General features: G+C 64.8%; 27 protein-coding genes and 1 tRNA gene. 4 read left to right on the forward strand and 24 right to left on the reverse strand.

What is annotated here, in order from left to right; translation table 11 throughout:
• Positions 1–67 precede the first annotated feature (67 nt).
• The 9 genes from dapD to rpmH all read right to left on the reverse strand — a co-directional run bounded on the left by dapD (position 68) and on the right by rpmH (position 7,740).
• A complete protein-coding gene (gene dapD, locus JQ603_RS16405) occupies positions 68–913 on the reverse strand; it encodes a 2,3,4,5-tetrahydropyridine-2,6-dicarboxylate N-succinyltransferase (RefSeq protein WP_212340958.1) in 846 nt (281 codons plus the stop codon).
• 210 nt (positions 914–1,123) lie between these two features.
• Positions 1,124–1,813: a pyrimidine 5'-nucleotidase gene (locus tag JQ603_RS16410; protein ID WP_212340960.1), complete on the reverse strand. Its 690-nt coding sequence runs from the start codon at positions 1,811–1,813 to the stop codon at positions 1,124–1,126.
• Between the two features lie 197 nt (positions 1,814–2,010).
• The gene (locus JQ603_RS16415) at positions 2,011–2,997 is read right to left on the reverse strand and encodes a DUF1036 domain-containing protein (RefSeq protein ID WP_212340962.1); all 987 of its coding nucleotides are present in this window, start codon (positions 2,995–2,997) and stop codon (positions 2,011–2,013) included.
• A gap of 176 nt (positions 2,998–3,173) precedes the next feature.
• Positions 3,174–4,061, reverse strand: a complete 888-nt coding sequence (gene argB, locus JQ603_RS16420; protein ID WP_212340964.1) for an acetylglutamate kinase — start codon at positions 4,059–4,061, stop codon at positions 3,174–3,176.
• 110 nt (positions 4,062–4,171) lie between these two features.
• Positions 4,172–4,537: a DUF423 domain-containing protein gene (locus tag JQ603_RS16425; RefSeq protein WP_212340966.1), complete on the reverse strand. Its 366-nt coding sequence runs from the start codon at positions 4,535–4,537 to the stop codon at positions 4,172–4,174.
• The gene (gene yihA, locus JQ603_RS16430; RefSeq protein WP_212340968.1) at positions 4,537–5,190 is read right to left on the reverse strand and encodes a ribosome biogenesis GTP-binding protein YihA/YsxC; all 654 of its coding nucleotides are present in this window, start codon (positions 5,188–5,190) and stop codon (positions 4,537–4,539) included. Before yihA ends, JQ603_RS16425 begins: the two co-directional genes overlap by 1 nt.
• 113 nt (positions 5,191–5,303) lie before the next feature.
• Positions 5,304–7,154, reverse strand: a complete 1,851-nt coding sequence (gene yidC, locus JQ603_RS16435) for a membrane protein insertase YidC (RefSeq protein WP_212340970.1) — start codon at positions 7,152–7,154, stop codon at positions 5,304–5,306.
• A 16-nt stretch (positions 7,155–7,170) separates the two neighbouring features.
• A complete protein-coding gene (gene rnpA, locus JQ603_RS16440; RefSeq protein ID WP_212340972.1) occupies positions 7,171–7,578 on the reverse strand; it encodes a ribonuclease P protein component in 408 nt (135 codons plus the stop codon).
• Between the two features lie 27 nt (positions 7,579–7,605).
• On the reverse strand, positions 7,606–7,740 hold the full coding sequence (rpmH, locus tag JQ603_RS16445) for a 50S ribosomal protein L34 (protein WP_008542748.1): 135 nt from the start codon (positions 7,738–7,740) through the stop codon (positions 7,606–7,608).
• A gap of 364 nt (positions 7,741–8,104) precedes the next feature.
• Here rpmH and JQ603_RS16450 point away from each other — a divergent pair, with 364 nt between their 5' ends.
• From JQ603_RS16450 to JQ603_RS16460, 3 genes are all read left to right on the forward strand, one after another.
• Positions 8,105–9,604: an ATP-binding protein gene (locus tag JQ603_RS16450; protein WP_212340974.1), complete on the forward strand. Its 1,500-nt coding sequence runs from the start codon at positions 8,105–8,107 to the stop codon at positions 9,602–9,604.
• Positions 9,605–9,871: 267 nt separating this feature from the next.
• A tRNA-Arg gene (locus JQ603_RS16455) sits at positions 9,872–9,948 on the forward strand.
• A gap of 602 nt (positions 9,949–10,550) precedes the next feature.
• Positions 10,551–10,781 carry a PRC-barrel domain containing protein gene (locus tag JQ603_RS16460; RefSeq protein ID WP_212340976.1) on the forward strand — a complete coding sequence of 77 codons (231 nt, stop codon included), beginning with the start codon at positions 10,551–10,553 and terminating at the stop codon, positions 10,779–10,781.
• 193 nt (positions 10,782–10,974) lie between these two features.
• Here the strand turns inward: JQ603_RS16460 and JQ603_RS16465 are convergent, their stop codons facing one another.
• Positions 10,975–11,295 (reverse strand): hypothetical protein, encoded by a 321-nt coding sequence (locus JQ603_RS16465; protein WP_212340978.1) that lies wholly within the window; start codon positions 11,293–11,295, stop codon positions 10,975–10,977.
• A gap of 221 nt (positions 11,296–11,516) precedes the next feature.
• Here JQ603_RS16465 and JQ603_RS16470 point away from each other — a divergent pair, with 221 nt between their 5' ends.
• Entirely contained in the window at positions 11,517–12,125 is a 609-nt protein-coding gene (locus JQ603_RS16470; protein ID WP_212341538.1) for a TetR/AcrR family transcriptional regulator, read from the forward strand.
• Here JQ603_RS16470 and JQ603_RS16475 read toward each other — a convergent pair.
• The 14 genes from JQ603_RS16475 to urtB form a co-directional block, all read right to left on the reverse strand.
• Positions 12,122–13,780: a CHASE domain-containing protein gene (locus tag JQ603_RS16475; RefSeq protein ID WP_212340980.1), complete on the reverse strand. Its 1,659-nt coding sequence runs from the start codon at positions 13,778–13,780 to the stop codon at positions 12,122–12,124. The genes JQ603_RS16470 and JQ603_RS16475 overlap by 4 nt on opposite strands.
• Before the next feature lie 301 nt (positions 13,781–14,081).
• On the reverse strand, positions 14,082–14,705 hold the full coding sequence (gene ureG, locus JQ603_RS16480) for an urease accessory protein UreG (RefSeq protein ID WP_018646618.1): 624 nt from the start codon (positions 14,703–14,705) through the stop codon (positions 14,082–14,084).
• Positions 14,706–14,872: 167 nt separating this feature from the next.
• On the reverse strand, positions 14,873–15,601 hold the full coding sequence (locus JQ603_RS16485) for an urease accessory protein UreF (RefSeq protein WP_212341539.1): 729 nt from the start codon (positions 15,599–15,601) through the stop codon (positions 14,873–14,875).
• On the reverse strand, positions 15,582–16,238 hold the full coding sequence (gene ureE, locus JQ603_RS16490) for an urease accessory protein UreE (RefSeq protein WP_212340981.1): 657 nt from the start codon (positions 16,236–16,238) through the stop codon (positions 15,582–15,584). The genes JQ603_RS16485 and ureE overlap by 20 nt, the downstream gene beginning before the upstream one ends.
• A 13-nt stretch (positions 16,239–16,251) precedes the next feature.
• The gene (locus JQ603_RS16495; protein ID WP_212340983.1) at positions 16,252–16,551 is read right to left on the reverse strand and encodes a putative quinol monooxygenase; all 300 of its coding nucleotides are present in this window, start codon (positions 16,549–16,551) and stop codon (positions 16,252–16,254) included.
• A gap of 128 nt (positions 16,552–16,679) precedes the next feature.
• Entirely contained in the window at positions 16,680–18,395 is a 1,716-nt protein-coding gene (gene ureC, locus JQ603_RS16500; RefSeq protein WP_212340985.1) for an urease subunit alpha, read from the reverse strand.
• A 34-nt stretch (positions 18,396–18,429) separates the two neighbouring features.
• Positions 18,430–18,969, reverse strand: a complete 540-nt coding sequence (locus JQ603_RS16505; RefSeq protein WP_212340987.1) for an HD domain-containing protein — start codon at positions 18,967–18,969, stop codon at positions 18,430–18,432.
• A 170-nt stretch (positions 18,970–19,139) separates the two neighbouring features.
• Positions 19,140–19,445: an urease subunit beta gene (locus JQ603_RS16510; RefSeq protein WP_212340989.1), complete on the reverse strand. Its 306-nt coding sequence runs from the start codon at positions 19,443–19,445 to the stop codon at positions 19,140–19,142.
• A gap of 9 nt (positions 19,446–19,454) precedes the next feature.
• Positions 19,455–19,757, reverse strand: coding sequence for an urease subunit gamma (locus JQ603_RS16515; protein ID WP_212340991.1), 303 nt, complete (start codon positions 19,755–19,757; stop codon positions 19,455–19,457).
• A 40-nt stretch (positions 19,758–19,797) separates the two neighbouring features.
• On the reverse strand, positions 19,798–20,628 hold the full coding sequence (locus tag JQ603_RS16520; protein WP_212340993.1) for an urease accessory protein UreD: 831 nt from the start codon (positions 20,626–20,628) through the stop codon (positions 19,798–19,800).
• 36 nt (positions 20,629–20,664) lie between these two features.
• The gene (gene urtE / locus JQ603_RS16525) at positions 20,665–21,360 is read right to left on the reverse strand and encodes an urea ABC transporter ATP-binding subunit UrtE (RefSeq protein ID WP_212340995.1); all 696 of its coding nucleotides are present in this window, start codon (positions 21,358–21,360) and stop codon (positions 20,665–20,667) included.
• Positions 21,361–21,363: 3 nt separating this feature from the next.
• Positions 21,364–22,125 carry an urea ABC transporter ATP-binding protein UrtD gene (gene urtD / locus JQ603_RS16530; protein ID WP_018646608.1) on the reverse strand — a complete coding sequence of 254 codons (762 nt, stop codon included), beginning with the start codon at positions 22,123–22,125 and terminating at the stop codon, positions 21,364–21,366.
• Between the two features lie 6 nt (positions 22,126–22,131).
• On the reverse strand, positions 22,132–23,301 hold the full coding sequence (urtC, locus tag JQ603_RS16535; RefSeq protein ID WP_212340997.1) for an urea ABC transporter permease subunit UrtC: 1,170 nt from the start codon (positions 23,299–23,301) through the stop codon (positions 22,132–22,134).
• Positions 23,298–24,905 (reverse strand): urea ABC transporter permease subunit UrtB, encoded by a 1,608-nt coding sequence (gene urtB, locus JQ603_RS16540; protein ID WP_212340998.1) that lies wholly within the window; start codon positions 24,903–24,905, stop codon positions 23,298–23,300. Before urtB ends, urtC begins: the two co-directional genes overlap by 4 nt.
• Positions 24,906–24,957: the final 52 nt, after the last annotated feature.

Genomic DNA, 24,957 nt, shown 5'->3' on the forward strand with positions numbered 1-24,957 from the left:
TTCGAGGGCCGCCGAAGAGGCGGCCACCTCAGGGTGACGGGGACGGATTTGGGTTCGCGGCGCGAACTCAGTCCCGCAGCAGCTCGTTGATGCTCGTCTTCGAGCGCGTGCGCTCGTCGACGCGCTTGACGATCACGGCGCAGGCGGTGCTCGGGCCGATCTGGCCGTTCTTCATCGGCTTGCCGGGCAGCGCGCCGGGCACCACCACGGAATATTCGGGCACCTCGCCCATGAAGACCTCGCCGGTCTCGCGGTCGACGATCTTGGTCGATGCGCCCAGGAACACGCCCATCGCCAGCACGGCGCCCTTGCGCACGATCACGCCTTCGGCGACCTCAGAGCGCGCGCCGATGAAGCAGTCGTCCTCGATGATCACGGGCTCGGCCTGCAGCGGCTCGAGCACGCCGCCGATGCCGGCGCCGCCGGAGATGTGCACGCGCTTGCCGATCTGGGCGCAGGAGCCGACCGTGGCCCAGGTGTCGACCATGGTGCTCTCATCGACATAGGCGCCGAGATTGACGAAGGACGGCATCAGCACGACGTTCTTGGCGATGAAGGCCGAGCGGCGGACGACGGCGCCCGGCACCGCGCGAAAGCCGGCATCGCGAAAGCGGTTCGGGCCCCAGCCCTCGAACTTCGAGGGCACCTTGTCCCACCAGCTCGCCTTGCCCGGACCGCCACCAATGACGTCCATGTCGTTGAGGCGGAACGACAGCAGCACGGCCTTCTTCAGCCACTGATTGACCTTCCACTTGCCGTCCGCGCCGCGCTCGGCAACGCGCGCCTCGCCCTTGTCCAGGGTCTCCAGCGCCTGGTCCACCGCCTCGCGCACCTCGCCCTTGGTCGTGGTCGAGATACCGTCACGCGCGTCGAAAGCGCTGTTGATGGTGGATTCGAGGGCGGACAGGGACATCGGGATTTCCTCTTCGGATCGGGAATTTTGATGGGATTGAGGCGCTTTTTCGGGATTTGGAGGGGCGGAGTCAAGGCATAGTCCGCTGTCGTCCAGGACAAGCTCGGTCCCGTAGTCCCGTAGCCCGGATGGAGCGAAGCGTAATCCGGGAAAGTCTCTCCGTCGCACCAGATGCCCCGGATTTCGCTGCGCTCCATCCGGGCTACGGCTTCACCGAGACAGCCTGCCCAAAAACCCCGCCAGATCGTCCGTGACATGGTCGACATGGGCCGCGTCGCGGCCCTCCAGCTCCCAGTCCTCGCGCACCACCTCTTTGGTCCCGTCAGGCACCACCAGCACGGTGGTCATGCCGAGCTCGTGCGGGACGGTGAGGTTGCGGGCGAGGTCCTCGAACATGGCGGCGCGGGTCGGATCGACCGAATGGTCCACGAGGAATTTCCGGTAGGTCTGCTCCGCCGGCTTCGGCTCGAATTCGGCGGCGATGATGTCGAACACGCCGTCGAAATGGCCGGCGAAGCCGAGCCGCGCCAGCACGGCATCGACATGGTCGACCGAGCCGTTGGTCAGGATCAGTTTTCGTCCCGGCAGCTTTGCGATGGCGGCACCGAGGGCCGGGTTCGGCTCCAGCGGTGAATGGTCGATCTTGTGGACGTAAGCGAGGTAGTCGTCGGCGCGAACGCCATGCAGGGTCATCATGCCGCGCATGGTGGTGCCGAAGCGGCGGTAATAGTCCTTCTGGATATTGCGTGCTTCTGCAGGGCTGACGTTCAGCCAGTTGCACACGAACTCCCCGATTCTAGCATCGACCTGCTGCCACAGATTGACGTGATGCGGATAGAGCGTGTTGTCGAGGTCGAACACCCAGGTGTCGACGTGGCCGAAGGTGCGGGGTTGGTTCATCACAACTCTCTATCCGTTGAGCAAGGCCGCGGCCCCGCCCTCGATCGTCGTCCTGGCGAAAGCCAGGACCCATACGCCGCGGCCCATCAATAGGGCACTCCGGTCATCGTTCTTCGCCAAACCCAATCCTGGGGTAATGGGTCCTGGCTTTCGCCAGGACGACAGCGGAGTGTTCGGCGTCGTCTTCACCACATTGATCACGGCACCGCAAACCGCAGCGTCTTGCCGCCGCTCGACATGTCCACCGCACCAAAGCCCGCCGCCGCAAATCCGCGCGCGGCGCAATCGGTCTGCTCAACGGTCTCGAACTTGGTCTCGCGCGTGCAGAGCTGCTTGTCGCCGCCCCAGTTCAGCGGCCTGTCCTTCAGCTTGATCGCGCGATTGTCGGCATCGACCGCTTCGGCGAAGCTGAAAATCTGCTTCGGCTGGCCGGTCACATCGGGATGCAGGCACTTGCCGGGATCGATGCGGTACCAGCCGCGGCTGGTCACGGTCTTGCCGTCGTCGGTGGCGATCGCCGCCATCACCTTGTGCGGCGTATCGTTGCACCAGGTCAGGCCGCTTGCCGACGGCGTCTGCGTCGCATCGACCATGGTCTTGAAGAAATTTTGCGACGACGCCGCATCGGACGACAGCCCGCGGCTCTTCAGGAACGCGGCGAGTGCGCCTTGCGTCTTCGGCCCGTCGACGCCGTCGATCGCGCCGACGTCGTAGCCGATGATCACCAGCAGCCGTTGGATGCCGGCGAGTCGCGCCTGCTCGTCGTCATATTCGGAATCCTCGGCGAGATACGTCACCAGATTGCCGTCGTCGCCCTGCGTCGGCGTCACCTGCGTGAAGGGCACCTGCGTCTGGCCGCTGCGGCACTGCCGCGCGGCCGCGATGACGAAATTCTCCTGCGCCACGCACAGCATGTCGCGGCCGTTCTGCGGGATCGGGGAGGCGCCATAGATGCCGAGCGCGCGGGCGTTGAGCAAAATGCGGTCGGCGGTCAACGTGCCCTGCACCACCACGCGGCAGGTCGCGGGATCGATCCTGAACCAGCCGCGCGTCGCGGTCGCCGCCTTGTCGTCGATGCCGATCGCGGCCTCCACGACATAGGACATGCGGTTGCAGATCTTGAGGTCGGCGAAAGCCGGCGCGGAGGAGAAGAAGAACGAGACGGCTGCGGCCGGCAGCGTCATCAGGAGGCGCGTGAGGAGCGAGCGGCGGCGACCTTGTCTGACCGGAAGCGGCGTCCGTTCCCTCTTTTGCGCATAGAAGTCGCTGGCGTCGCCGTCAGCGGTAGAACGACGAGACAGCAAGGCCGTCAGGCCCGGGAAGTGCCCGGACGCAACGGCCCTGTTGGTGGTGTCGTCCCTCACTTGTGGATCAGCGTCCCCGTGCCCGTATTGGTGAAGAGCTCGAGCAGCACCGCGTGCTGCATCTTGCCGTCGATGATGACGACGCCCTCCACGCCCTGTTCGAGCGCGTAGATGCAGGTCTCGACCTTCGGGATCATGCCGCCGGAGATGGTGCCGTCGGCGATCAGCTTTCGCGCGTCCTTCACCGACAATTGCGGGATCAGCTTCTTCGACTTGTCGAGCACGCCGGGCACGTCGGTGAGCAGCAGCAGGCGCTTGGCCTTCAGCGCGCCGGCCACCGCACCGGCAAAGGTGTCGGCGTTGATGTTCAGCGTCTGGCCTTCCTTGGAGGTCGCGAGCGGCGCCAGCACCGGGATCAGCTCGTAGCCGATCAGCTGGTTGAGCAGCGTGAGGTCGACCTTCTCGGGGTCGCCGACGAAGCCGAGATCGACCGCCTTCTCGATATGCGAGCCCGGATCGACGATGGTGCGCGTCGTCTTGGTCGCCTTCACCATGTTGCCGTCCTTGCCGGACAGCCCGACGGCCTTGCCGCCGGCCTCGTTGATGTAGCCGACGATCTGCTTGTTGACGGAGCCGGCCAGCACCATCTCGACGATCTCGATGGTCGCGGCGTCGGTGATGCGCAGGCCCGCGGCGAATTCCGAGACGATGCCGAGGCGCTTGAGCATGGTCGCGATCTGCGGCCCGCCGCCATGCACCACCACCGGGTTGATCGCGGTCTGCTCCAGCAGCACGATGTCGCGGGCAAAGTTCTTCGCGGTCTCCTCGTCGCCCATGGCATGGCCGCCATATTTGATGACGATGGTTTCCTCGTCATACTGCTGCATGTGCGGCAGCGCTTCGGACAGGATGCGGGCCTGGTCGAGCGGGGAGATGTCGGTCATGTCACGGTCTCGCTGGCGGGTCGGTCGGTGCGCGTTCTATCTGATTGGCGGGGGCAGCGCAAAGTGTGGTGTTTGCTCTTACCCCTCCAGGGGAGGGTAAGAACGAGCCGCTACTTCCGCGGCAACACCGCCGCGAGCGTCACGGCCAGCCAGCTCGCGATCATCACCGTCCCGCCGGTCGGTGCCGCCATGGGAAACAGCGATTGCCCGGCATATTGCCGCAAGGTGAGGTCGCCCGCGAACAGCGCTGCGCCGATCACGAAGCCAACCGTCGCAACAAGACCAATTCCGCCGTGCAGAAGGCCGCGCGTGAGCAACCCCATCGCCGCAAGTATGGCAGTTGCATGAAACAGCAGCATGGCGCTGGCGGAGGCAAGGCGGCCAGCGTCCGCGCCGTGGGCGGATGCGGCGGCCAGCGCGACGCCGGCGGCGCCCATCAAGCCGGCAAGCCCGATCAGCAGGCGATGCGCCAGCATCACGAGCTCCGCTCGTCCAGCAGCTTCGCCATCGCGGCGCGCAAGCTCTCCATGCCGGTCGAGCTGCGCGAGGAGGTCGCGAGCACATTGGGGAACGCGGCCGGATGTTTGGCCAGCGCGGCCTCGGTCTCGGCAATGCGCGATTGCAGCTCGGAGGCCTTCACCTGGTCGGCCTTGGTCAGCACGATCTGGTAGCTGACGGCGGAGCGGTCGAGCGTCTTCAGGATCTCGAGATCGACGTCCTTGAGCCCATGCCGCGCGTCGATCAGCACGTAGACGCGCGCGAGGCTGGCGCGGCCCAGCAGGAATTTGTGGATCAGCTCGGTCCAGGACGCCACCTGGCTCTTCGGCGCCTTGGCATAGCCATAGCCGGGCATGTCGACGAGACGCAGGTCCTTCTTCCCGGGGACCTCGAAGAAGATCAGCTCCTGGGTGCGGCCCGGCGTATGCGAGGTGCGCGCCAGCGCGTTGCGTCCCGTGAGCGCGTTGATCAGGCTGGACTTGCCGACATTGGAGCGGCCGGCAAAGGCGATCTCGAGCCCGTCCATCGGCGGCAGCGTCGCAATCGACGGCGAGGCCCAGATGAACTGCCAGTCGCGCGCGAACAATTTGCGCCCGGCCTCGATCAGCTTCGCATCTTTGTCGTCGGTCATGCGAAGCTCTTTGCTTGCACCGTCATTCCGGGATGGTCCGAAGGACCAGACCCGGAATCTCGAGATTCCGGGTTCGATGCTTCGCATCGCCCCGGAATGACGGAGTGTGAGACTTACGTCGCCTTCTTCGCGAACGTCGCCTTGAGATTATCGAATAACTCCACCTTCACGCCGTTGCGGCGCATGATGAAGCTCTGCTGGATCACCGAGAGCAAATTGTTCCAGGCCCAGTAGATCACGAGACCCGCCGGGAAGCCCGCCAGCATGAAGGTGAAGATCAGCGGCATCCAGTTGAAGATGATCTGCTGCGTCGGATCCGGCGGCGTCGGGTTCAGCTTCATCTGGAACCACATCGTGATGCCCATGATGATCGGCCAGATGCCGAGCGCGAGGTAGTGGCCGAACACCGGGATCGTGGTCGGATCGAACGGGATCAGCCCGAACAGGTTGAACAGGTTGGTCGGATCCGGCGCGGAGAGGTCCTTGATCCAGCCGTAGAACGGCGCGTGCCGCATCTCGATGGTGACGAACAGCACCTTGTAGAGCGAGAAGAACACCGGGATCTGGATCACCACGGGAAGACAGCCGGCGACCGGGTTGATCTTCTCCTTGCGGTAGATCTCCATCATCTCCTGCTGCTGCTTCACCTTGTCGTCGGGATAGCGCTCCTTGAGCGCCTGCAGCTGCGGCTGGATCGACTTCATCTTCGCCATCGAGGCGTAGGACTTGTTCGCCAACGGGAAGAACAACAGCTTCACGATCACGGTCACGAGCAGGATCGAGATGCCGAAATTGCCGAAGAAGCGGTAGAAGAAGTCGAGGCCGAGGAACATCGGCTTGGTGATGAAGTAGAACCAGCCCCAGTCGATCAAGAGATCGAAGTGGTTCAGCCCCAGCTCCTTGTTGTAGCCGCCGAGGCCGGCGAACGGGAACACGCCGACGACGCCGGCTTCCTTGGCGCCGGCAAACAGGCGCGCATTCGCGGTCGCCGTGCCGCCGATCGCGACGGTGACGGGATCGAGCAGGTAGTCGGTCTGATAGCCCCGGATGTTGTTGGCGAGGGTCGATGAAAAGGTCGCCTGGAGCTGGGCATTGGTGTCGGGAAGCAGCGCCGAGGCCCAGTACTTGTCGGTGATGCCGAGCCAGCCATTGGTGGCCTTGAAGTCGACCTTCTTGGCTTCGTCGATCTTCTTGTAAGCGTATTCCTGCAGGCCGTGCTCGCCGAGATAGCCGATCAGGCCTTCATGCAGGATGTAATAGCCCGAGACCTGCGGCGTGCCGTGGCGCGAGATCAGCGCATAAGGGTAGAGCGTGACCGGCGCGTTGCCGACATTGCTCACCTCGTCCTTGACGGTGAAGAGATAATGGTCGTCGACCGAGATGGTGCGGCGGAAGGTGAGGCCCTCGCCATTGTCATACTTCAGCACCACCGGCGTCGACGGCGTCAGGCTGCCGCTGCCGTCTTGCTGCCATACGGTGGTCTTGTCGGGCATCTTAGCCGTCACGCCCGTTGCGGCCACCCAGCCGAACTCGGCGTAATACGGCTCCGCCGTGCCCGAGGGCGAATAGAGGATGATCGGCGGCGACTTCGGGTCGACCGTTTCGCGGAATTGCACCAGCGCAATGTCGTCGATGCGGCCGCCCTTCAGCGAGATGCTGCCGGCGATCCGCGGGGTGTCGATCTTGACGCGCGGGCTGGCCGCGATCGCGGCATCGCGGGAAACGACCGGCTGGGCCTGCTGGCTCGCGCCCGGCGTCGAGGGCTGCGCGGTACCGCCCGCCTGCGGCGTGGTGCCCGGCGTTGCCGACGCGGTCGGCTGCGGCGTGGTCTTCTGCAGCTCGGCCTGCGCCTGCTGCTGGGCGCGCTGCTTCTCCATCTGCGGCACGTTGTAGAAATACTGCCAGGCGATCAGGACGAGGCCCGACAGAATGACGGCGAGGATGGTATTGCGATTGTCGGTCATCTCTAATGTCTCGTCATCAATCCGGTTTGCGGCTGGCAGGGGCAGCGCCCGGCTTTTCGCCGCGCCCCTTCGCAGGTCCCTTGTGAGACCCCTTGGCCGTATGCCGCGCGGGCTTCGAGAAGGCTATGCGCAGATCGTCGAGCATGGTGGCGAAGTCGCGCGAGAGCGCGTCCCTTCGGCCGACCAGTACATAGTCATGATGGGGCTGCATCGACACCGGATCGAGCCGCTTCACCAATTCGCGAAGCCGGCGCCGGATGCGATTGCGCTCGGGGGCGTTACCGTTCTTCTTGGTGACGGTGAAACCGATCCGGATCGGGCCAAAATCGTCGCGGCGGCGGCTTTGCAGGACGAACGCGGGACTATTCACCCGCGCGCCATTGGCAACGGCGAGGAAATCCGCCCGCTGCCTCAGCCGATCCATGATGAAATCCCAAAAAGGGGGTCCGGCTCAGGCGCTCAGACGCTTGCGGCCGCGGGCACGGCGGGCGGCGAGAACCTTGCGGCCGCCGGCAGTGGCGAGGCGGGCACGGAAGCCGTGACGGCGCTTGCGCACCAGTTTGCTGGGTTGATAAGTCCGCTTCACGGGTTTTTCTCCGCTGACCGGGCAATTTGCCTGTAGAATTGATGGTAAAGTCCGGAAGATGCGGCCCAAAACGGGCCCTTTTCGGCCCCAAGAGAGCCGCTCCCGGCGTCACACCGGGTCATCGCGGACAATTCGCGCGGCTTATATGCGAGCGCCCCCTTTTCGTCAACGCCGCACAAGCGCACGATTCCGGTGAATATCGCTGTTTGTGCGGGGTTTTTAACCCGTGAGGTAGCGACTCGCCGGATCAGCACCTACATCCCACCTCGGCATATTAGCGATCCGTAATTTGACCGGGCCGGGGGCGGGCCGCATCCTTCATCCGCCAGATCGTTCACCGGGCAAGTCAGCGAGGGCGAATTACGTGGCAGAGACAGACCTCCAGCCGATCCAGGATACGGATCAGCAGGATCCGCCCGCGGCGCGGCCGCGCGGGCCTGCGGGGCTTGGGCTGTCGGGCAAGCTGCTGCTGCTCACCGTCCCCCTGGTGATGATCGCTGCGATCCTGCTCTACGTGCCCGCCATCGCCAACTTCTGGGTCAACCGGCTCAACGACCGCGTCGCGGCCGCCAACACGGCGGCGCTGGTGCTCGATGCCGCACCGCTCGGCATGGTCCCCGATTCGCTGTCGCGCGAGATATTGAAGAGCATCAATGCCCGCGCCGTCGCCATCAAGATGGGCCAGCAGCGCCGGCTGCTCGCCAGCGACAATCTGCCTGCTACGATCGGGCACGACGTCGATCTGCGCGACATGACCGTGTGGGAGGCGATCACCGGCTCGTTCCAGATGATGCTGGAGACCGGCAACCAGGCCATTCGCATCGTCGGCCCCGGCGTCGGCAACGCCCAGTTCGTCGAGATCGTGACCGACGAATTGCCGTTGCGGCAGGCGATGTACCGCTTCTCCCGCAATGTCGTCGTGGTTGCCCTGATCATCGGCGTCCTGACCGCGGGCCTCGTCTATCTCGCGCTCCATTATCTCTTCGTGCGGCCGATGCGGCGGCTGACCGCGAGCCTGGTCGGCTTCCACGAGAACCCGGAAAGCTCGGCGGGAATCATCGTGCCGAGCCAGCGCAGCGACGAGATCGGCGTCGCCGAGCGCGAATTGTCGGACATGCAGCGCGACCTGATGTCGATGCTGAATCAGAAGAGCCGGCTCGCCGCGCTCGGCCTCGCGGTGTCCAAGATCAACCACGATTTGCGCAATTTGCTGGCGTCGGCCCAGCTCCTGTCGGACCAGCTCGCCAGCGTGCCCGACCCGCGGGTGCAGCGCTTTGCGCCAAAGCTGGTGCGCTCGCTCGAGCGCGCCATCGCCTTCTGCCAGTCGACGCTGTCCTATGGCCGTGCCCAGGAGGCCGCGCCCGATCGCCGCATGATCCTGATCGAGCCTGTGGTGCTGGAGGTGCGAGAGACCGCCGGCCTTGCCAGCGATGCCTCGATCGCCTGGGTCGCCGCGATCGAGCGCGGGCTCGCGATCGATGCCGATCCCGACCAGCTGTTCCGCGTGCTGCTCAACCTCGTCCGCAACGCCGCCCAGGCGCTGGAAAGCCACGCGACCGGTGACGGCGGGGCGCAGCAGATCCGGATCACCGGCAAACGCGAGGGGGCCGTCGCCATCCTGGAGGTCTCCGACACCGGCCCCGGCGTGCCCCAGAAGACGCGGGAGCACCTGTTCGAGGCGTTCCAGACCTCCGGCCGCCCCGGCGGCAGCGGGCTGGGCCTCGCCATCGCCGCCGAGCTCGTCCGCGCCCATGGCGGCGAGATTCATCTGGTCGAAGGCACCATCGGCGCCACCTTCCGGATCGTCATCCCCGACCGTCCCGTGGAACTCCTCTCCATCCGCAACGAGCGGCAGAGGGCGTAGGTCGGCCAAAGGCCGACTGAACCCGTCATTCCGGGGCGGCGCAAAGCGCCGAACCCGGAATCCAGAGGTTTTAGGCACGAGATTCCGCACTTCCAGCTTCGCGAGCCCCGGAATGACCGGGTGGAGATCGTCATCTCCATGCAAAATCTCCCCATCCCGGACCTTGCCAATCGGGACAAGAGCGGTTAGTCAGAGCGCTCTTTCGCACCCCTCCGGCGCTGTCCGGAGGCTGCGTGTGGGCTAAAGCCTGCACTATCAGCGAAAAACGCGCCCGTAGCTCAGCTGGATAGAGCATCAGACTACGAATCTGAGGGTCGGACGTTCGAATCGTTCCGGGCGCGCCATTTTTATCTTGCCTCTGAGCGGTCGGTAGCGCTCCCCTCGGCATGGTTCCCCCTGGTGCTGTTTAGGACCTTGGTTCCCTCTGCTGCTGCTTAGGACCTTTAGGGCGCGGCGAGCGTTGAGGCGATAGCGCCGGGGCAGGACCGCGAACCCCGGAGTTCGGATCATGAGCACGATCCCTGCGGACCTTGAAAGAAAGTTCGAACAACGGTGGGCCGCCAGATTGGCGCGGTCCATTCCACCGCCATTTGCGCGCCCCGCCTGTCCGATGTGCAAGGCCCAGATGATGCTCGTCAGCATCGAGCCAGAAAGCCCAAGCGTGGACTTGCACATGTTTCGATGCGCTGTCTGCAATCACATACTTACGACCTTCGCAGCGCATGAAGATCCCAGACATTCCAAGGGCCGCTGGCTTCAAGGCGATTTGCGCCCACCGAAGTAACCCGCGCTGCAAGTCGTGACCGAAGGCGAGACGCCGCGGCTGCCGGAAGGTTTCAGGGTCGAGTTCGACAAGGATGGTTGGCGGACTCGCATGAGGCGGCGATATCCTCAAATGCATCCGCCGCTCTGACTGATCTTCACTAATCCGCCGGCCGGCTATGGCATGACCATGTCCGATGACTGGACCAAACGAGCGACGAACATCCTTCGAGAACTTCATGCTGCTGAGACGGAGCTAATCGGCAGGGGTGTTATCCTGACCGACGGCAAGGCGGGGACGATTGATCGCGTCTTCCTTGACGAGGTGCACGGGCTCCGGATCTCGATCGATGGCCACGACGGCAAGTGGCCGATTTCGACTGTGAAGCTTCTAGACTCCGGTTTCACCAGATAGCGCAGACAGGCCGCGGCAACGACCGATCGAGGCTGGGGCGGTCGCAGATTAGTCGCTGGAGCGAGTAATCGGCCATCGCATCACAGCGCTACAGCGAAACAATAGTGCCCATCTTCATCGGCCGTGGCGCGCCATTTCCGCTTCGCTTGCGATGCCGCCAGTCGATGGCGGCCTTTGCTGCGCTTCCTGTGGCTTACGGGATCCTTGCCACGACGTTGGGCCGGTTCTGCCTGAGCCAGGCGACGGCCTCGGGTCCATCGACGACGCACTCGAAGGTTTCCCAGGTTGGATCCTCCAGGGATTCCGATTGCAGTCGCTTCGCGGCATATTCGACGAGATCGTGCAGGCCTTCATATCCTCGTCGGTGCTCGAGCGACTCTGCAATCGTCTTGCTGGTCCATCCTCGTTGGGCCAAATCGATGATGCTCGGAGCATCAGCCTCGCTGAACCACGGCGTGGCATCGAACTCGATGCAGCGGACATTGTCGGCGGTATGACAAGTGGCGTGGATCATTGGATTCCTCCGTCCTGCGCTAAAGCGCGATGAGATTTGGACGAATCGTCATCGCGCTTTAGGTTGTTGTTTGCGCATGATCTTTCCGGAAAACCGCTTCGCACTTTTCCGGATCATGCTTTGGAGCCAAATCGCTCCGGCCACAAAATCGTGCGATTCTGCTAGGCCGAAAGCAGCCGCTGCGCTATGCCGGGACTCTGCGTGAGGAGACCGGCGTGGCGATGGCGAAAGGCGGGGGTGAAGAGGCGGAGAGCGCGCCCCGGCGCGGCCGGCCAAGATCGATCGAGACCACCCACGCGATCCTCGAAAGCGCCTATGCGCTGATGGCGGCCACGGGCCTTGCCACCACCACCATTGATGCGATCGCGCGCCACTCCAGCGTCTCCAAGATGACGATCTACAAATGGTGGCCGTCGCGGGAAGCGCTGCTGATCGACGCCTTCCTCCACCATGCCGCGCAGATGCTGCCGCTGCCGCCCGCGAGCACCGGCACGGCCGCGGCGCGGGCGCGCCGGCACGCCACCGCCTATGCCGAGGCGCTCCAGGGCGAATTCGGCAAGGTCCAGCTCGCCGTCATCTCCGAATGCATCTCCAAGACCGGCTCGGCGGAGCTGTTCTACGCCCGCTACTTACAATTCCGCCGCGACGCGCTGGTGGACATGATCGCCGCGGGCCAGAAGGACGGCAGCATTCTGGCCGAGGGGCTCCCTGAGGATCTCTACGACGCGATCTATGGCAGCCTGTTCTACCGCTACATCTTCGGCATCGCGCCGATCACACCTGGCTACGCGCGCAATCTGGTCGATCTGGTGTTGCGGCCGAAAGGTTAGCCGCGCGCCGGCCGGACCGGCGCCGAGATCTTGTCCGTGCGGTCGCGCTCGGTCATGTCGACCACCGTCTCCATCGGAGCAGTCAATTCATAGACGTAGGAGACGTCAGTGAAGAAGCGCTTGGCGGTGCCCCCCAGCGCCTCGGGCGCGACGCGGTCGAGCAGGATCAGACCGAAATCGGAATCGGGTCGGCGCGTCGCCTCGCTGGTGTTGAACTCCTCCCAGCGGAAATGGAAGACCTCCTCGGGCGCATCGCCCGTCACCGTCCAGTTGGCGGTGATATGCGGATGCTTGCCGACCAGCGACAGGCCCTCGTCGGAATGCGAGGCGAGCTCGAAGAACAGCAGCGACAGGCTCTGCGCGGCGCGCGCGCTGACCGCGATGTCGGGACCGGTGACGGCGATGCGATCGGCATGCGGAATCGCGCGCGCCTCGAACAGGCCCTTCAGCTTGACGCCCTGCCACTGGCTCTCGCTGAGCAGCGAGACCACGTTGGACATGGCGTGGATGCGGCCGATCAGGAGTTCGCGCGCGACGTCGATGTCCGAGCCGTGGCGCAGCGTGCGCGTCACGATCGACTGGATCACGGCCAAGATGTTCTTGACCCGATGATTCAGCTCGTCGATCACGGCGGTCAGGCGGCGCTCGAAGCCGATCCGCACCTGGATCTCCCGGCTGAGCCGCAGATTGTTGTAGGCGACATAGCCGAACAGGCCGCACACCATCGCGGTGATGGCAAAACCGATCGCCGCCACGATGATCGCGGTCTGCTCGGCGCGGCGCGCCGAATTGGTCTTGGCGTAATAGCCGAGCTGCCAGTCACGGCCGCCGAAGCTGACCGTGCGCGTCGCCGATGGCGCCGGGCCGTCGGCGCCCATGCGTGTGGAGACAATGCCCTGGTCGTTGGCGACGAGCTCGCCGCCTTCCTTGCGCGGATCCCTGAGCGCGACCGAGAACAACGACATGTCGTCATTGGTCAGCATCAGCGTGGCGAGCTCATAGGAGAATGTGACGAACCCGGCCGGCTCCGTTGCCCCCTCGGGAATCACGGGAGCAGCCACGATGACGCCGATCGGGCCGTTCCCGCGCAGCAGCGGCACCGGATCGGAAGCGACCGACCGCTTCTCGATCCTCGCCCGGGCAAGCATCGCGCTGCGCACCGGATCCTGGTCGTAGCTGCGGCCGGGCAGCGCCTTGGTCTCGTCACTGCGCGGCTCGAGGTCCATCAGCACGTCGATCGGATGGGTGAGGCTGCCGGGGGCGAAGGGCTTGTCACTGTAGTCACGGATCTGCGGCTTCGGGAAACCGGCCGCCGCGATCGCCGCCTGGGCCGCAGCGAGCTCGTTCGGCTGAAGCCGGGCAACCCAGCCGGCCACCACGAAATCGGTCTTGAAGGCGTAGATCGCCGAGCGCAGCGGCTCCAGCATGCTGGGCTTGAGCACCGAGGGCGCACGGAACAGGCCTGAGGCGACACGCGCGAGCAGCTCGCGCTCGGTGAGCCGGTCCTGAACCAGGCTGGCATGGACGTCGATCGCGCGCGCGAGCGCGATCCGGTCGAGCGCCAGCTCCTGGTCGTGGACGCGATAGGCCGCAAGCCCGGAAAGCAAAGCTCCGAGCAGAGCGATGAAGCCGATGATGAAACCCAGCCGGACCACGCGACTACTCAGACGGAAGCGGGAGGTCGGCAATTAACACGGAGCATATGAACGCCGCTCGAACGGCCATGTGCCGAAACAGGGTGAACCCCAATGGCGCAGATAATGAAGGAGGAGGCATCAGTACGCAACTTGGGTCGCCTGGAAAGCTTAATCCGCCCGGCCGAGGGTCCGGCCGGGGGTGGAGTTGCCCCGGGCACCGGAGGTATTTAATCGCCGTGTCCGAAATTTGTTCCGCAAGGCACGGCCCTGCCCCAGGCGTTAACGGCGAAAATACGCCTGCGCCAAGTCGTCGCGTCGGTCAGCCCGCCCGTTTCAGCCCGCCTTTGGCCTCGATGAAGCCGACGATGCGGTCGAGCCCCTCGCTCTTCTTCAGGTTGGTCATGACGAAGGGACGCTCACCGCGCATGCGCCTGGCGTCCGTCTCCATCTTCTCCAGGGAGGCGCCGACATGGGGCGCAAGATCGATCTTGTTGATGACCAGAAGGTCGGACCGGGTAATGCCGGGGCCCCCCTTGGACGGGATCTTGTCGCCGGCGGCGACGTCGATGACGTAGATCGTGAGGTCGGCAAGCTCCGGGGAAAAGGTGGCAGCGAGATTGTCGCCGCCGGACTCGATCAGCACGAGGTCGAGGCCCGGGAATTTCGCGCGCATGTCCGCGACCGCTGCGAGGTTCATCGAGGCGTCCTCGCGGATCGCCGTGTGCGGGCAGCCGCCGGTCTCGACGCCGGCGATGCGGTCCGGCGTCAGCGAGCCCGAACGCACCAGGAACTCCGCGTCCCATTTGGTGTAGATGTCGTTGGTGATCGCGGCGATGTCGTAGCGCTCGCGCATGGTCTTGCAGAGCAGGTCCATCAGCGCGGTCTTGCCCGACCCAACCGGGCCGCCGACGCCGACACGCAGGGGGCCGTGAGAAGTCGCCATTGGGATAAATCCTTAGTTCTAGTTTTCAGCGTCGTCCCGGCGAAGGCCGGGACCCATACCGCGAGGTCTTTCGATGATGCACTCTGGCTGACATCTTCCATCCCAACCACCATTGGTGGTTATGGGTCCCGGCCTTCGCCGGGACGACGCCGCGGCAACATCACGCCTCATGACCGGAACAGCCGCGTATATTGCGTCTCGTGCCGCAGGCTGGCGAGATCGGCGCGGAACGTGGCGCTGCCGAGATCATCCAATGTCGCGTTGAGCGCACGATTGGCGGTGGCCGCCACTGCCGCTTCCAGCCGCACCAGCACGCGCTGGCTGTCGGTCTGGCCGAGCGGAATGAGGCGGCTGGCCGCCGAGATCCAGTTCGAGACCAGCGCATGCAGGAAGGCGTGCAGCGTCGGCGCCAGCGGCACGCCGTGCAAGGCTGCGACGACACCGACGGCGACGGGATAGACCAGTGGCGTGCGGCATGCGGCAACCATGGCATCCAGGCCGCCCGCATCCCACGCAGCGCGGGAGATATCGATGAAGGCGCGGCCCTGCGAGACCGTCTCCAGCAACCGCTCGCGCGACGGCACGAAGGCGCTTGCGAGTTCGGCGATGTCGCGCAAGGAGGTCTCCTCGCCCGCCTCCGTGGCGCGATAGGCCTGGACCAGGAAGGTCGCATCGCAAAAGCCCGAACCGTCGCCGAGCATCGCATCGAGCCAGTCGGCCAGCGTCGCGACGTCCACGATGTCGCCCGCTTCGACCGCCCATTCGATGCCGCTGGAATAGGAGAAACCGCCGACGGGGAACGCCGGCGACAGCCAGGTCATCAGCCGGTACAGCGCCGCCGCCTCGCGTTCGGCGAGGTCGCCGGCACCGACAGGCTCATTTCTGGTCATGAGCATGCTTGTGGCCGTGGTGATAGTCGGGATGGTCGCAATGCTCGTCGTGATGATGGTGGTGCTCGTGGCCATGGTCATGCGCGGCATGATCATGATGATGGTCATGGCCGTGATGATCATGGTGATCGTGACCATGATCGTGATGATGGCCGTGATCGTGATGTGCATGGCCATGGTGCGCATGGTCGTCGTGCCCATGCGCGTGCCCGGCATCGGCATAGGCGCCGCCTTCGGGATCGAACGGCGCCTCGATTTCGATCACACGCGCGCCGAGGCCTTTCACCATGGCCTCGATGACATGGTCGCGGCGGATGCGCAGGCTCTTGGCCATGATCTGCGTCGGCAGGTGGCGGTTGCCGAGATGCCAGCCGACGCGGATGAGGTGGTGCGGATCGCGGCCGCGGATCTCGAGCAGCGGCTCCGGAGCCGCGACCACCTCGACCAGCCTTCCGTCCTCCAGCACCAGCGCATCGCCGCCGCGCAGCGCGACGGCGTTCTCCAGGTCGAGCAGGAATTCGAGGCCGCGCGTGCCCGTCATCGCCATGCGGCGGCGGTGCCGGTCGTCGAAATCGAGCACGACCGTGTCCGCTGGTGCTTCCGTGAAGCGGTGTTGTCCCCTGACCTGCGTCGCCCGGATCATGCGTCTTACCTCTTTACCGTGTCTCGACCTTCTCGGGCGTGATGATTTCGATCTTCGGCGGTGCCGTGAAGCACTTCACCGCGACGCGGCCGAACGTCTTCATGTGCTCCATGGCGCGATGCGGCACCAGCGCCTCGGCATTCTCCCACTGCTCGACGAACACCATCTTGCTGGGATCGGTGACGCTCTCATGCAGATCATAGGCGATGTTGCCGGGCTCTTTCCGCGTCTCCTTGATGCAGGCGGTGGCAGCCGCAATGAATTCGGCGCGCGTCTCGGGCTTGATGGTCAGGGTTGCAACGACGTAGATCACGAGAAATCCTCCCGGCTTTTCTTCTCTGGGTTAGACACCGGGCGGGACATTAGACCAGGCGGGACCGAACGCAAAACCGGAAAAGCCGCCCCCGGACATTCGCCGGGGACATGCGTTGAGGCGCTATTTCAGTACATGAAATAACGCTGCGCCATCGGCAGCACCTCCGCGGGCGCGCAGGTGAGCAGCTCGCCGTCGGCGCGAACCTCATAGGTCTCCGGATCGACCTCGATATTGGGCGTCGCGTCGTTGTGGATCATGCTCTTCTTGGAGATTTTCCCGCGGGTGTTCTGGACCGCATAGAGCTTCTTCTCGATGCCCAGCTTGCGCGCGAGGCCACCGGTCACCGCGGCCTTGGAGGTGAACACCACCGAGGATTCCGTGCGCGCCTTGCCGAAGGCGCCGAACATCGGCTGGTAGTGCACCGGCTGCGGCGTCGGGATCGAGGCGTTGGGATCGCCCATGGGCGCCGCGACGATCGTACCGCCCTTGACGACGCAGTCCGGCTTGACGCCGAAGAAGGCCGGCGACCACAGCACGAGATCGGCGAGCTTGCCCTTCTCGACCGAGCCGATCAGTTTTGATACGCCGTGCGCGATCGCGGGGTTGATGGTGTACTTGGCGATGTAGCGCTTGACGCGAAAATTGTCGTTGTCCTTGCCCTTGTCCTGCGGCAACGACCCGCGCTGCTTCTTCATCTTGTCCGCGGTCTGCCAGGTGCGGATGATGACCTCGCCGAGGCGTCCCATGGCCTGCGAGTCCGAGGACATCATCGAGAGCGCGCCGAGATCGTGCAGGATGTCTTCGGCCGCGATCGTCTCCTTGCGGATGCGGCTTTCCGCGAACGCCAGATCTTCCGCAATCGAGGGATCGAGGTGGTGGCACACCATCAGCATGTCGAGATGCTCGTCGATGGTGTTGCGCGTGAAGGGGCGGGTCGGGTTGGTCGAGGACGGCAGCACGTTCTTCAGCCCGGCGACCTTGATGATGTCAGGGGCGTGGCCGCCGCCGGCGCCTTCGGTGTGGAAGGCGTGGATGGTGCGGCCCTTGAACGCCTTGATGGTGTCCTCGACGAAACCGGATTCGTTCAACGTGTCGGAGTGCAGCATGACCTGGACATCATAATCGTCGGCAACCGACAGGCAGTTGTCGATCGCGGCCGGCGTGGTGCCCCAGTCCTCGTGCAGCTTCAGCGCGCAGGCGCCGCCCTTGATCATCTCGACCAGCGCGGCGGGCCGCGAGGCGTTGCCCTTGCCGGAAATGCCGAGATTGACCGGGAAAGCGTCGAACGACTGGATCATCCGGCCCATGTGCCACGGCCCCGGCGTGCAGGTCGTGGCGAAGGTGCCGTGCGACGGGCCCGTGCCGCCGCCCAGCATCGAGGTGACACCCGACATCAGGGCGTGCTCGATCTGCTGCGGGCAGATGAAATGGATGTGGCTGTCGAAGCCTCCGGCCGTGAGGATTTTTCCTTCACCCGCGATCACGTCGGTGCCGGGTCCGATGACGATGGTGACGCCGGGCTGGATGTCGGGATTGCCGGCCTTGCCGATCGCGGAGATCATTCCGTCCTTGATGGCGACGTCGGCCTTCACGATGCCCCAGTGATCGACGATCAGCGCATTGGTGATGACCGTGTCGGCCGCGCCCTGCTTGTTGGTGACCTGCGATTGCCCCATGCCGTCGCGGATCACCTTGCCGCCACCGAACTTCACTTCTTCACCGTACGTGGTGAAATCCTTCTCGACCTCGATGATGAGGTCGGTATCGGCCAGCCTGACCCTGTCGCCGGTGGTCGGGCCGAACATGTCGGCATAGACGGAACGCTTTATTTTGACGGACATCACAAGCCCCGTTTGCGATTGAACTGTTGGCTACTCACAGCAAAGCCCTCGCTGCTTTCACGGCATCGTCGAATTTCGTATCGAGCCATGTGTTGCCGCCGCGGCAACCCGCAACGACCTGCTCTGCCCAGCCGCTGTAGTCGGCGAGATCGTCGCGTTCTTCAGCCGTCGGATCGGAATGAATGCGCGCGCCGATATTGCTGATCTTGTCGGCGATCTTGATCAGCTTGGCCCCAGGGGATTTATGCGGAGCGTCCTCGATCTGCTTCTGCCGTCGCTCTGCCTTGGGCAGGCTCATGTCGTCGGTGCATTCGACGACGAGGGACGCGACACGCTCGGAGAATGTCTGCGCGAGCTCCTTGCGCGTGGTGTCGGTGTCCTCGATCGTGTCGTGCAGCCAGCCGGCCGCGACCAGCTCGGCATCGGCGCCGTCGGTCGCGGCAGCGAGCAGGTTCGCGACCTCGGCGAGGTGATTGATATAGGGCTCGTTGCCGCGCCCCTTGCGCGCCATCCCGTTGTGGCGGTGCGCGGCGAGGTCGGCAGCTTCGGAGACGAGGCGGATTGGGGACAGCATGCTTATGCCTCCTCCAGACAGTTGGACGCACTGCGAACATGCCACATCATTCCCGTCGGAGTGCGCAGCATACCCCTCTCCCCAACCCTCCCCCGCAAGGGGGGAGGGAGCCTGACCGGTGTGCTCACCTCACTGTAAATCACGGCTTGCCTTCCGGCTTCAGCAAAAGCTCACAGCTTCCCCATCACGTCGCCGCGGAAGCCATAGATCGTCTTCTTGCCGCCAAGCGCGACGAGCTGGACGTCGCGGGTCTGGCCGGGCTCGAAGCGGACGGCGGTGCCGGCGGCGATGTCGAGGCGCATGCCGCGCGCTTTCTTGCGGTCGAACTTCAGCGCGGGGTTGGTCTCGAAGAAATGGTAGTGCGAGCCGACCTGGATCGGACGGTCGCCGGTATTGGCCACCGTCAGCGTCACGGTCTTGCGGCCGGCATTGAGCTCGATCTCGCCGTCCTGGATGAAGAGTTCGCCGGGGATCATGCTCTGCTCCTACCTGATCGGCTGGTGCACGGTGACGAGCTTGGTGCCGTCGGGAAAGGTCGCTTCGACCTGGATGTCGTGGATCATCTCGGGAATTCCGGCCATTACCTGGTCGCGAGTCAAAACCTGCGCGCCGGATTGCATCAACTCGGCGACGGTGCGGCCGTCGCGCGCGCCCTCGAGGATGAAGTCGGAGATGATCGCGATCGCCTCGGGATGGTTGAGCTTGACGCCGCGGTCCAGCCTGCGGCGCGCCACGATCGCCGCCATCGAGATCAGAAGCTTGTCCTTTTCGCGGGGAGACAGGTTCATGCGAAATCTCTTCCGTTCAACACGTCAATTCAGCCAGTCATCAGTTCAGCCAGAGCCGCGGCAGCGCCGCACCGGTGCGCGCCAGCACGGCCATCATGTCGGCGCGCAAACGCGCCGCATCTTGGGCACAGAACCGCGCCATTGCAAAGCCATTCCATGCGGAGATTCCGACCTCTCCGGAGAAAGACTCCGACGCCTCCCGGATGCGCTCGACCAGGGCCTCGTCACCGGGCACGATCAGGGCCGTGCCGATCGCCGCGCCACCTTTGGCCACGGCTGATCGCGCGAGCTTTGCGCCGACATTGCCGTCGAGCCGGACCGTCTCGGCAAACACCAATCTGCCGCCACGGCGCATCCGCCAGCAATCGACGAACTCGCCCTGCTCCATCCGCTCGCCCATGGCAGTGCGGCCGAATACGACAATCTCGCAAAGCAGGAGCGAGGCCGCCTCGTCGAGCTCGATGTCGAAGCGGCGCTGTACGCGGGCGCGGTCGAACAGGATGGTCTCCTGCGGCAGCCAGGACAGATGCGCCCCCGGACCAACCTTCAAAGCGATATTGAGCTGCGCCGCGGGCCCCGGCGCGCGATAGACCTTTTCGGCGGCCGCCGTGGTCAGCGTCAGCCGCGCGCGATCCGCCGCCGATATCTCGATGTCGAAGCGATCGCCGCCGGCAACGCCGCCGGCCGTGTTGACGAACACGCCTGATAGTCCCTGATCTTCCGGCGAGGGAAAGCGGACGCGGAGCGAACCGGATTCATGCAAGGCGCCGCGCCGCGTCACGCCATCGCGCGCATGCACGTCGAAGCGCACCGCGCCGCGGGCGCGATTGGCTTCGAAAATCGTGGACGTGGCTGACAGCTCGCTGCGCATCCGTCTCCCCAGCCGGTCGCGGCAGGATTTTCCGGCTTACAGCGCCATCTGGCGGCTGATCTCGCCGGGATCGAGGTTGGAGCGGTCGCAGGTGAATTTCACCGCGCCGCGATCCATCACCGCGAAACTGTCGCCGAGTTCGCAGGCAAAGTCGAGATATTGTTCGACCAGCACGATGGCGATGTTGCCGAGGTTGCGCAAATACGAGATAGCGCGGCCGATGTCCTTGATGATCGAGGGCTGGATGCCCTCGGTCGGCTCGTCGAGCAGAAGCAGTTTCGGCCGCATCACCAGCGCGCGGCCGATCGCGAGCTGCTGCTGCTGGCCGCCGGAGAGGTCGCCGCCGCGCCGGCCGAGCATGGATTGCAGCACCGGAAACAGCGAGAAGACGTCGTCCGGAATGTGCTTGTCCTCGCGCTTGAGCGGACCGAATCCGGTCTTGAGGTTCTCCTCGACCGTCAGCAACGGAAAGATCTCGCGGCCCTGCGGCACGAAGCCGATGCCCTTGCGCGCCCGCTCGTAGGGCTTGAGGCCCGTGATGTCGTTGCCGTCGAACACGATCGCGCCCGAGGAGATCGGATATTGCCCGACCATGGCACGCAGCAGCGAGGTCTTGCCCACGCCGTTGCGCCCGAGCACGCAGGTCACCTTGCCGGGCTCGGCCGAGATCGAGACGCCGCGTAGCGCCTGCGCCGCGCCGTAGAACAGGTTGATGTCCTTGACCTCAAGCATCGCTCAGCGTCCCAGATAGACTTCGATGACCCGCTCGTTGGACGAGACCTGGTCGATGGTTCCTTCCGCCAGCACCGTGCCTTCGTGCAGGCAGGTGACCTTGACGCCGAGCTCGCGCACGAACGTCATGTCGTGCTCGACCACCATGACGGTGTGGGTCTTGTTGATCTCTTTCAAGAGCTCGGCGGTCAGATGCGTCTCGACGTCGGTCATGCCCGCGACGGGCTCGTCGACGAGGAGCAGCTTCGGATCCTGCGCCAGCAGCATGCCGATCTCGAGCCATTGCTTCTGGCCATGGCTGAGGCTGCCGGCGAGACGGTTGCGGGCTTCGGTGAGGCGGATCGTCTCCAGCACCTTGTCGATACGCTCGGACTCCGCCTTGCTGCCGCGCCAGAACAGCGTGCCGCGGACCGAGTGGTCGACATTGAGCGCCAGCAGCAGATTGTCCTGCACGGTCTGGCTCTCGAACACGGTCGGCTTCTGGAATTTGCGGCCGATGCCGAGCTCCGCGATGCGGGTCTCGTCGAGCCGCGTCAAATCCGTGACGCCGTCGAACAGCACGGTGCCCTCATCGGGCTTGGTCTTGCCGGTGATGATGTCCATCATCGTGGTCTTGCCGGCGCCATTCGGGCCGATGATGGCGCGCATCTCGCCGGGCTCGAGCGTCAGCGACAGATTGTTGATGGCGTGGAAGCCGTCGAAGGAGACGTGCACGCCGTCCAGGTAAAGCATCGCGGAGGTCGCGCGGGTGTCCATGACGTTCATGACCGCTTACTCCGCCATCTTGGGTTCGGTGACGCCGTCTTCGGCTGCGGCGCTCACTGTGGTCGCGGCGGCGCGTTTCTCCCTAGACGAGGCCCACCAGGCATTGAAGGTCCCGACGATGCCCTTGGGCAGCAGCAGCGTCACCAGGATGAACAGCGCGCCCAGCATGAACAGCCAGTACGGCGCCAGCATGCCCGAGGTGAAGAACGTCTTGGCGTAGTTGACGACGACGGCGCCGAGCGCGGCGCCGACCAGCGTGCCGCGGCCGCCGACCGCGACCCAGATCACCGCCTCGATCGAATTGCCCGGCGCGAACTCGGATGGATTGATGATGCCAACCTGCGGCACGTAGAGCGCGCCGGCGACGCCAGCCATGCAGGCCGACACCGTGAACACGAACAGCTTGTAGGATTCGACGCGGTAGCCGAGGAAGCGCGTGCGCGACTCCGCGTCACGCACCGCGATCAGCACCTTGCCGAGCTTGGAGGAGACGATGGCGCGGCAGATCAGGAAGCCGATGATCAGTGCCAGACAGCTCAGCGCGAACAGCGCGGCGCGCGTCCCCTCCGCCTGCACGTTGAAGCCCAGGATATCCTTGAAGTCGGTCAGGCCGTTATTGCCGCCAAAGCCGAAATCGTTGCGGAAGAAGGCGAGCAGCAGCGCGTAGGTCATCGCCTGCGTGATGATCGACAGATACACGCCGGTGACGCGGGAGCGGAAGGCGAGCCAGCCGAAGCAGAAGGCGAGCAGGCCGGGCACGACCAGCACCATCAGCGCCGCGAACCAGAACATGTCGAAGCCGTACCAGTACCAGGGCAGCTTCTGCCAGTTCAGGAACACCATGAAGTCGGGCAGGATCGGATTGCCGTAGACGCCGCGGGTGCCGATCTGCCGCATCAGGTACATGCCCATGGCGTAGCCGCCGAGCGCGAAGAAGGCGCCGTGGCCGAGCGAGAGAATGCCGCAATAGCCCCAGATCAGGTCGATCGAAAGCGCCAGGATGGCGTAGCAGACGTACTTGCCCCAAAGCGCGACCAGATAGGTCGGCACCTGCAGGAACGAGCCCGCGGGCAGCAGCAGGTTGGACAGCGGGATCAGCACGCCCAGCGCGGCGACAACAAGCAGGAAGATCGTCGCGCCGCGGTCCAGCGATCGCGTCAGCATGTGAGGGGTCATGCTTCCACCGCACGGCCCTTGAGCGCGAACAGGCCGCGCGGCCGCTTTTGAATGAACAGGATGATGAGAACGAGGATGGCGATCTTGCCGAGCACCGCGCCGGCGACCGGCTCCAGGAACTTGTTGGCGATGCCGAGCGTGAAGGCGCCCACGAGGGTCCCCCAGAGATTACCCACACCGCCGAACACCACGACCATGAAGCTGTCGATGATGTAGCTCTGGCCGAGATTGGGGCTGACATTGTCGATCTGCGACAGCGCCACGCCGGCGATGCCGGCAATGCCCGAGCCGAGACCGAAGGTCAGCGCGTCGACGCGCGAGGTGGCGATGCCCATCGAGGCCGCCATGCGGCGGTTCTGCGTCACCGCGCGCATCTCGAGACCGAGCGCAGTGTAGCGCAGCATCGCCAGCAGGATCGCGAACACGGCCAACGTGAAGCAGAGGATCCAGAGCCGGTTATAGGTGATGGTGATTTGGCCGAGCTCAAACGCGCCGCTCATCCAGGAGGGATTGCCGACCTCGCGATTGGTCGGGCCGAACATGGTGCGCACCGCCTGCTGCAGCACCAGCGACAGGCCCCAGGTCGCCAGCAGCGTCTCCAGCGGACGGCCATAGAGAAAGCGGATGATGCTGCGCTCGATCAGCACGCCGATCGCTCCGGCGACGAGGAAGGCGAGCGGCACGGCGATCAGCAGCGAATAGTCGAACAGACCGGGATAGCGGGTGCGGATCACCTCCTGCACCACGAAGGTGGTGTAGGCCCCGATCATCACCATCTCGCCATGGGCCATGTTGATGACGCCCATCACGCCGAAGGTGATGGCGAGCCCGATCGCGGCGAGCAGCAGCACCGAGCCGAGCGAAAGCCCGTACCAGGCGTTCTGCACCGTGGACCAGACTGCGAGCGAAGACTGGATCGAGCTGATTGCACTGGCTGCAGCCTTGGTCACCGAGGCCGGCTGGTCGCCCATGCCGGTGAGCAGCGCCATCGCCTCCTGGTCGCCGCGCGCCTTGAGGGTGGCGACGGCCTCGAGCTTCTCGACCTCCGTGGCATCGGACTTGAACAGCAGGATCGCAGCGCGGGCCTCGCCGAGCGCCGTCTTGACCGACTTGTTGCTTTCCTTGGCGAGCGCGGCATCGACCGCCTCGAGCGCGGTCTCTTCGTGCGACTTGAAGACGGATTGCGCAGCCTGCAGGCGCGTTCCGACGTCCGGCGACTGCAGCGTCAGGCTGCCGAGCGCAGCATCGACGCTGCGACGCAGACGGTTGTTAAGGCGGACCGCGCTCGCACTGTCGGGAACGCTGGCGACGGCCTCGCCGGTCGCGGCATCGATCGACTTGCCGTCGGTGCCGGTGACGTAAATCTTCTTGCTGTCGGGATCAGCCATCAACCGGCCGTCCTGGAGCGCGCTGATGATGGGAAAGGCCAGCTTGTTGCCGCTGCTGGCGATCACGCCGACTGCTTCCTCGGTGTCGGAAAAATCGTCGTTGGCGAATTTGGCGACCGCATCCTCGAACGGACCCGCAAAGGCCGGCAGTGCGAACGCAATCAGAAGCAACGAGAGCAGGAGCGAACAGAGACGGGCGGACAAATTGGCTGGCACTGTGAATGACCCCGGCAGAAATGGGTGGAGAAGGCGGCGGGATCGCCGCCTT

This window comes from Bradyrhizobium liaoningense (genome assembly GCF_018130825.1).
Taxonomy (GTDB): Bacteria; Pseudomonadota; Alphaproteobacteria; order Rhizobiales; family Xanthobacteraceae; genus Bradyrhizobium; species Bradyrhizobium liaoningense_B.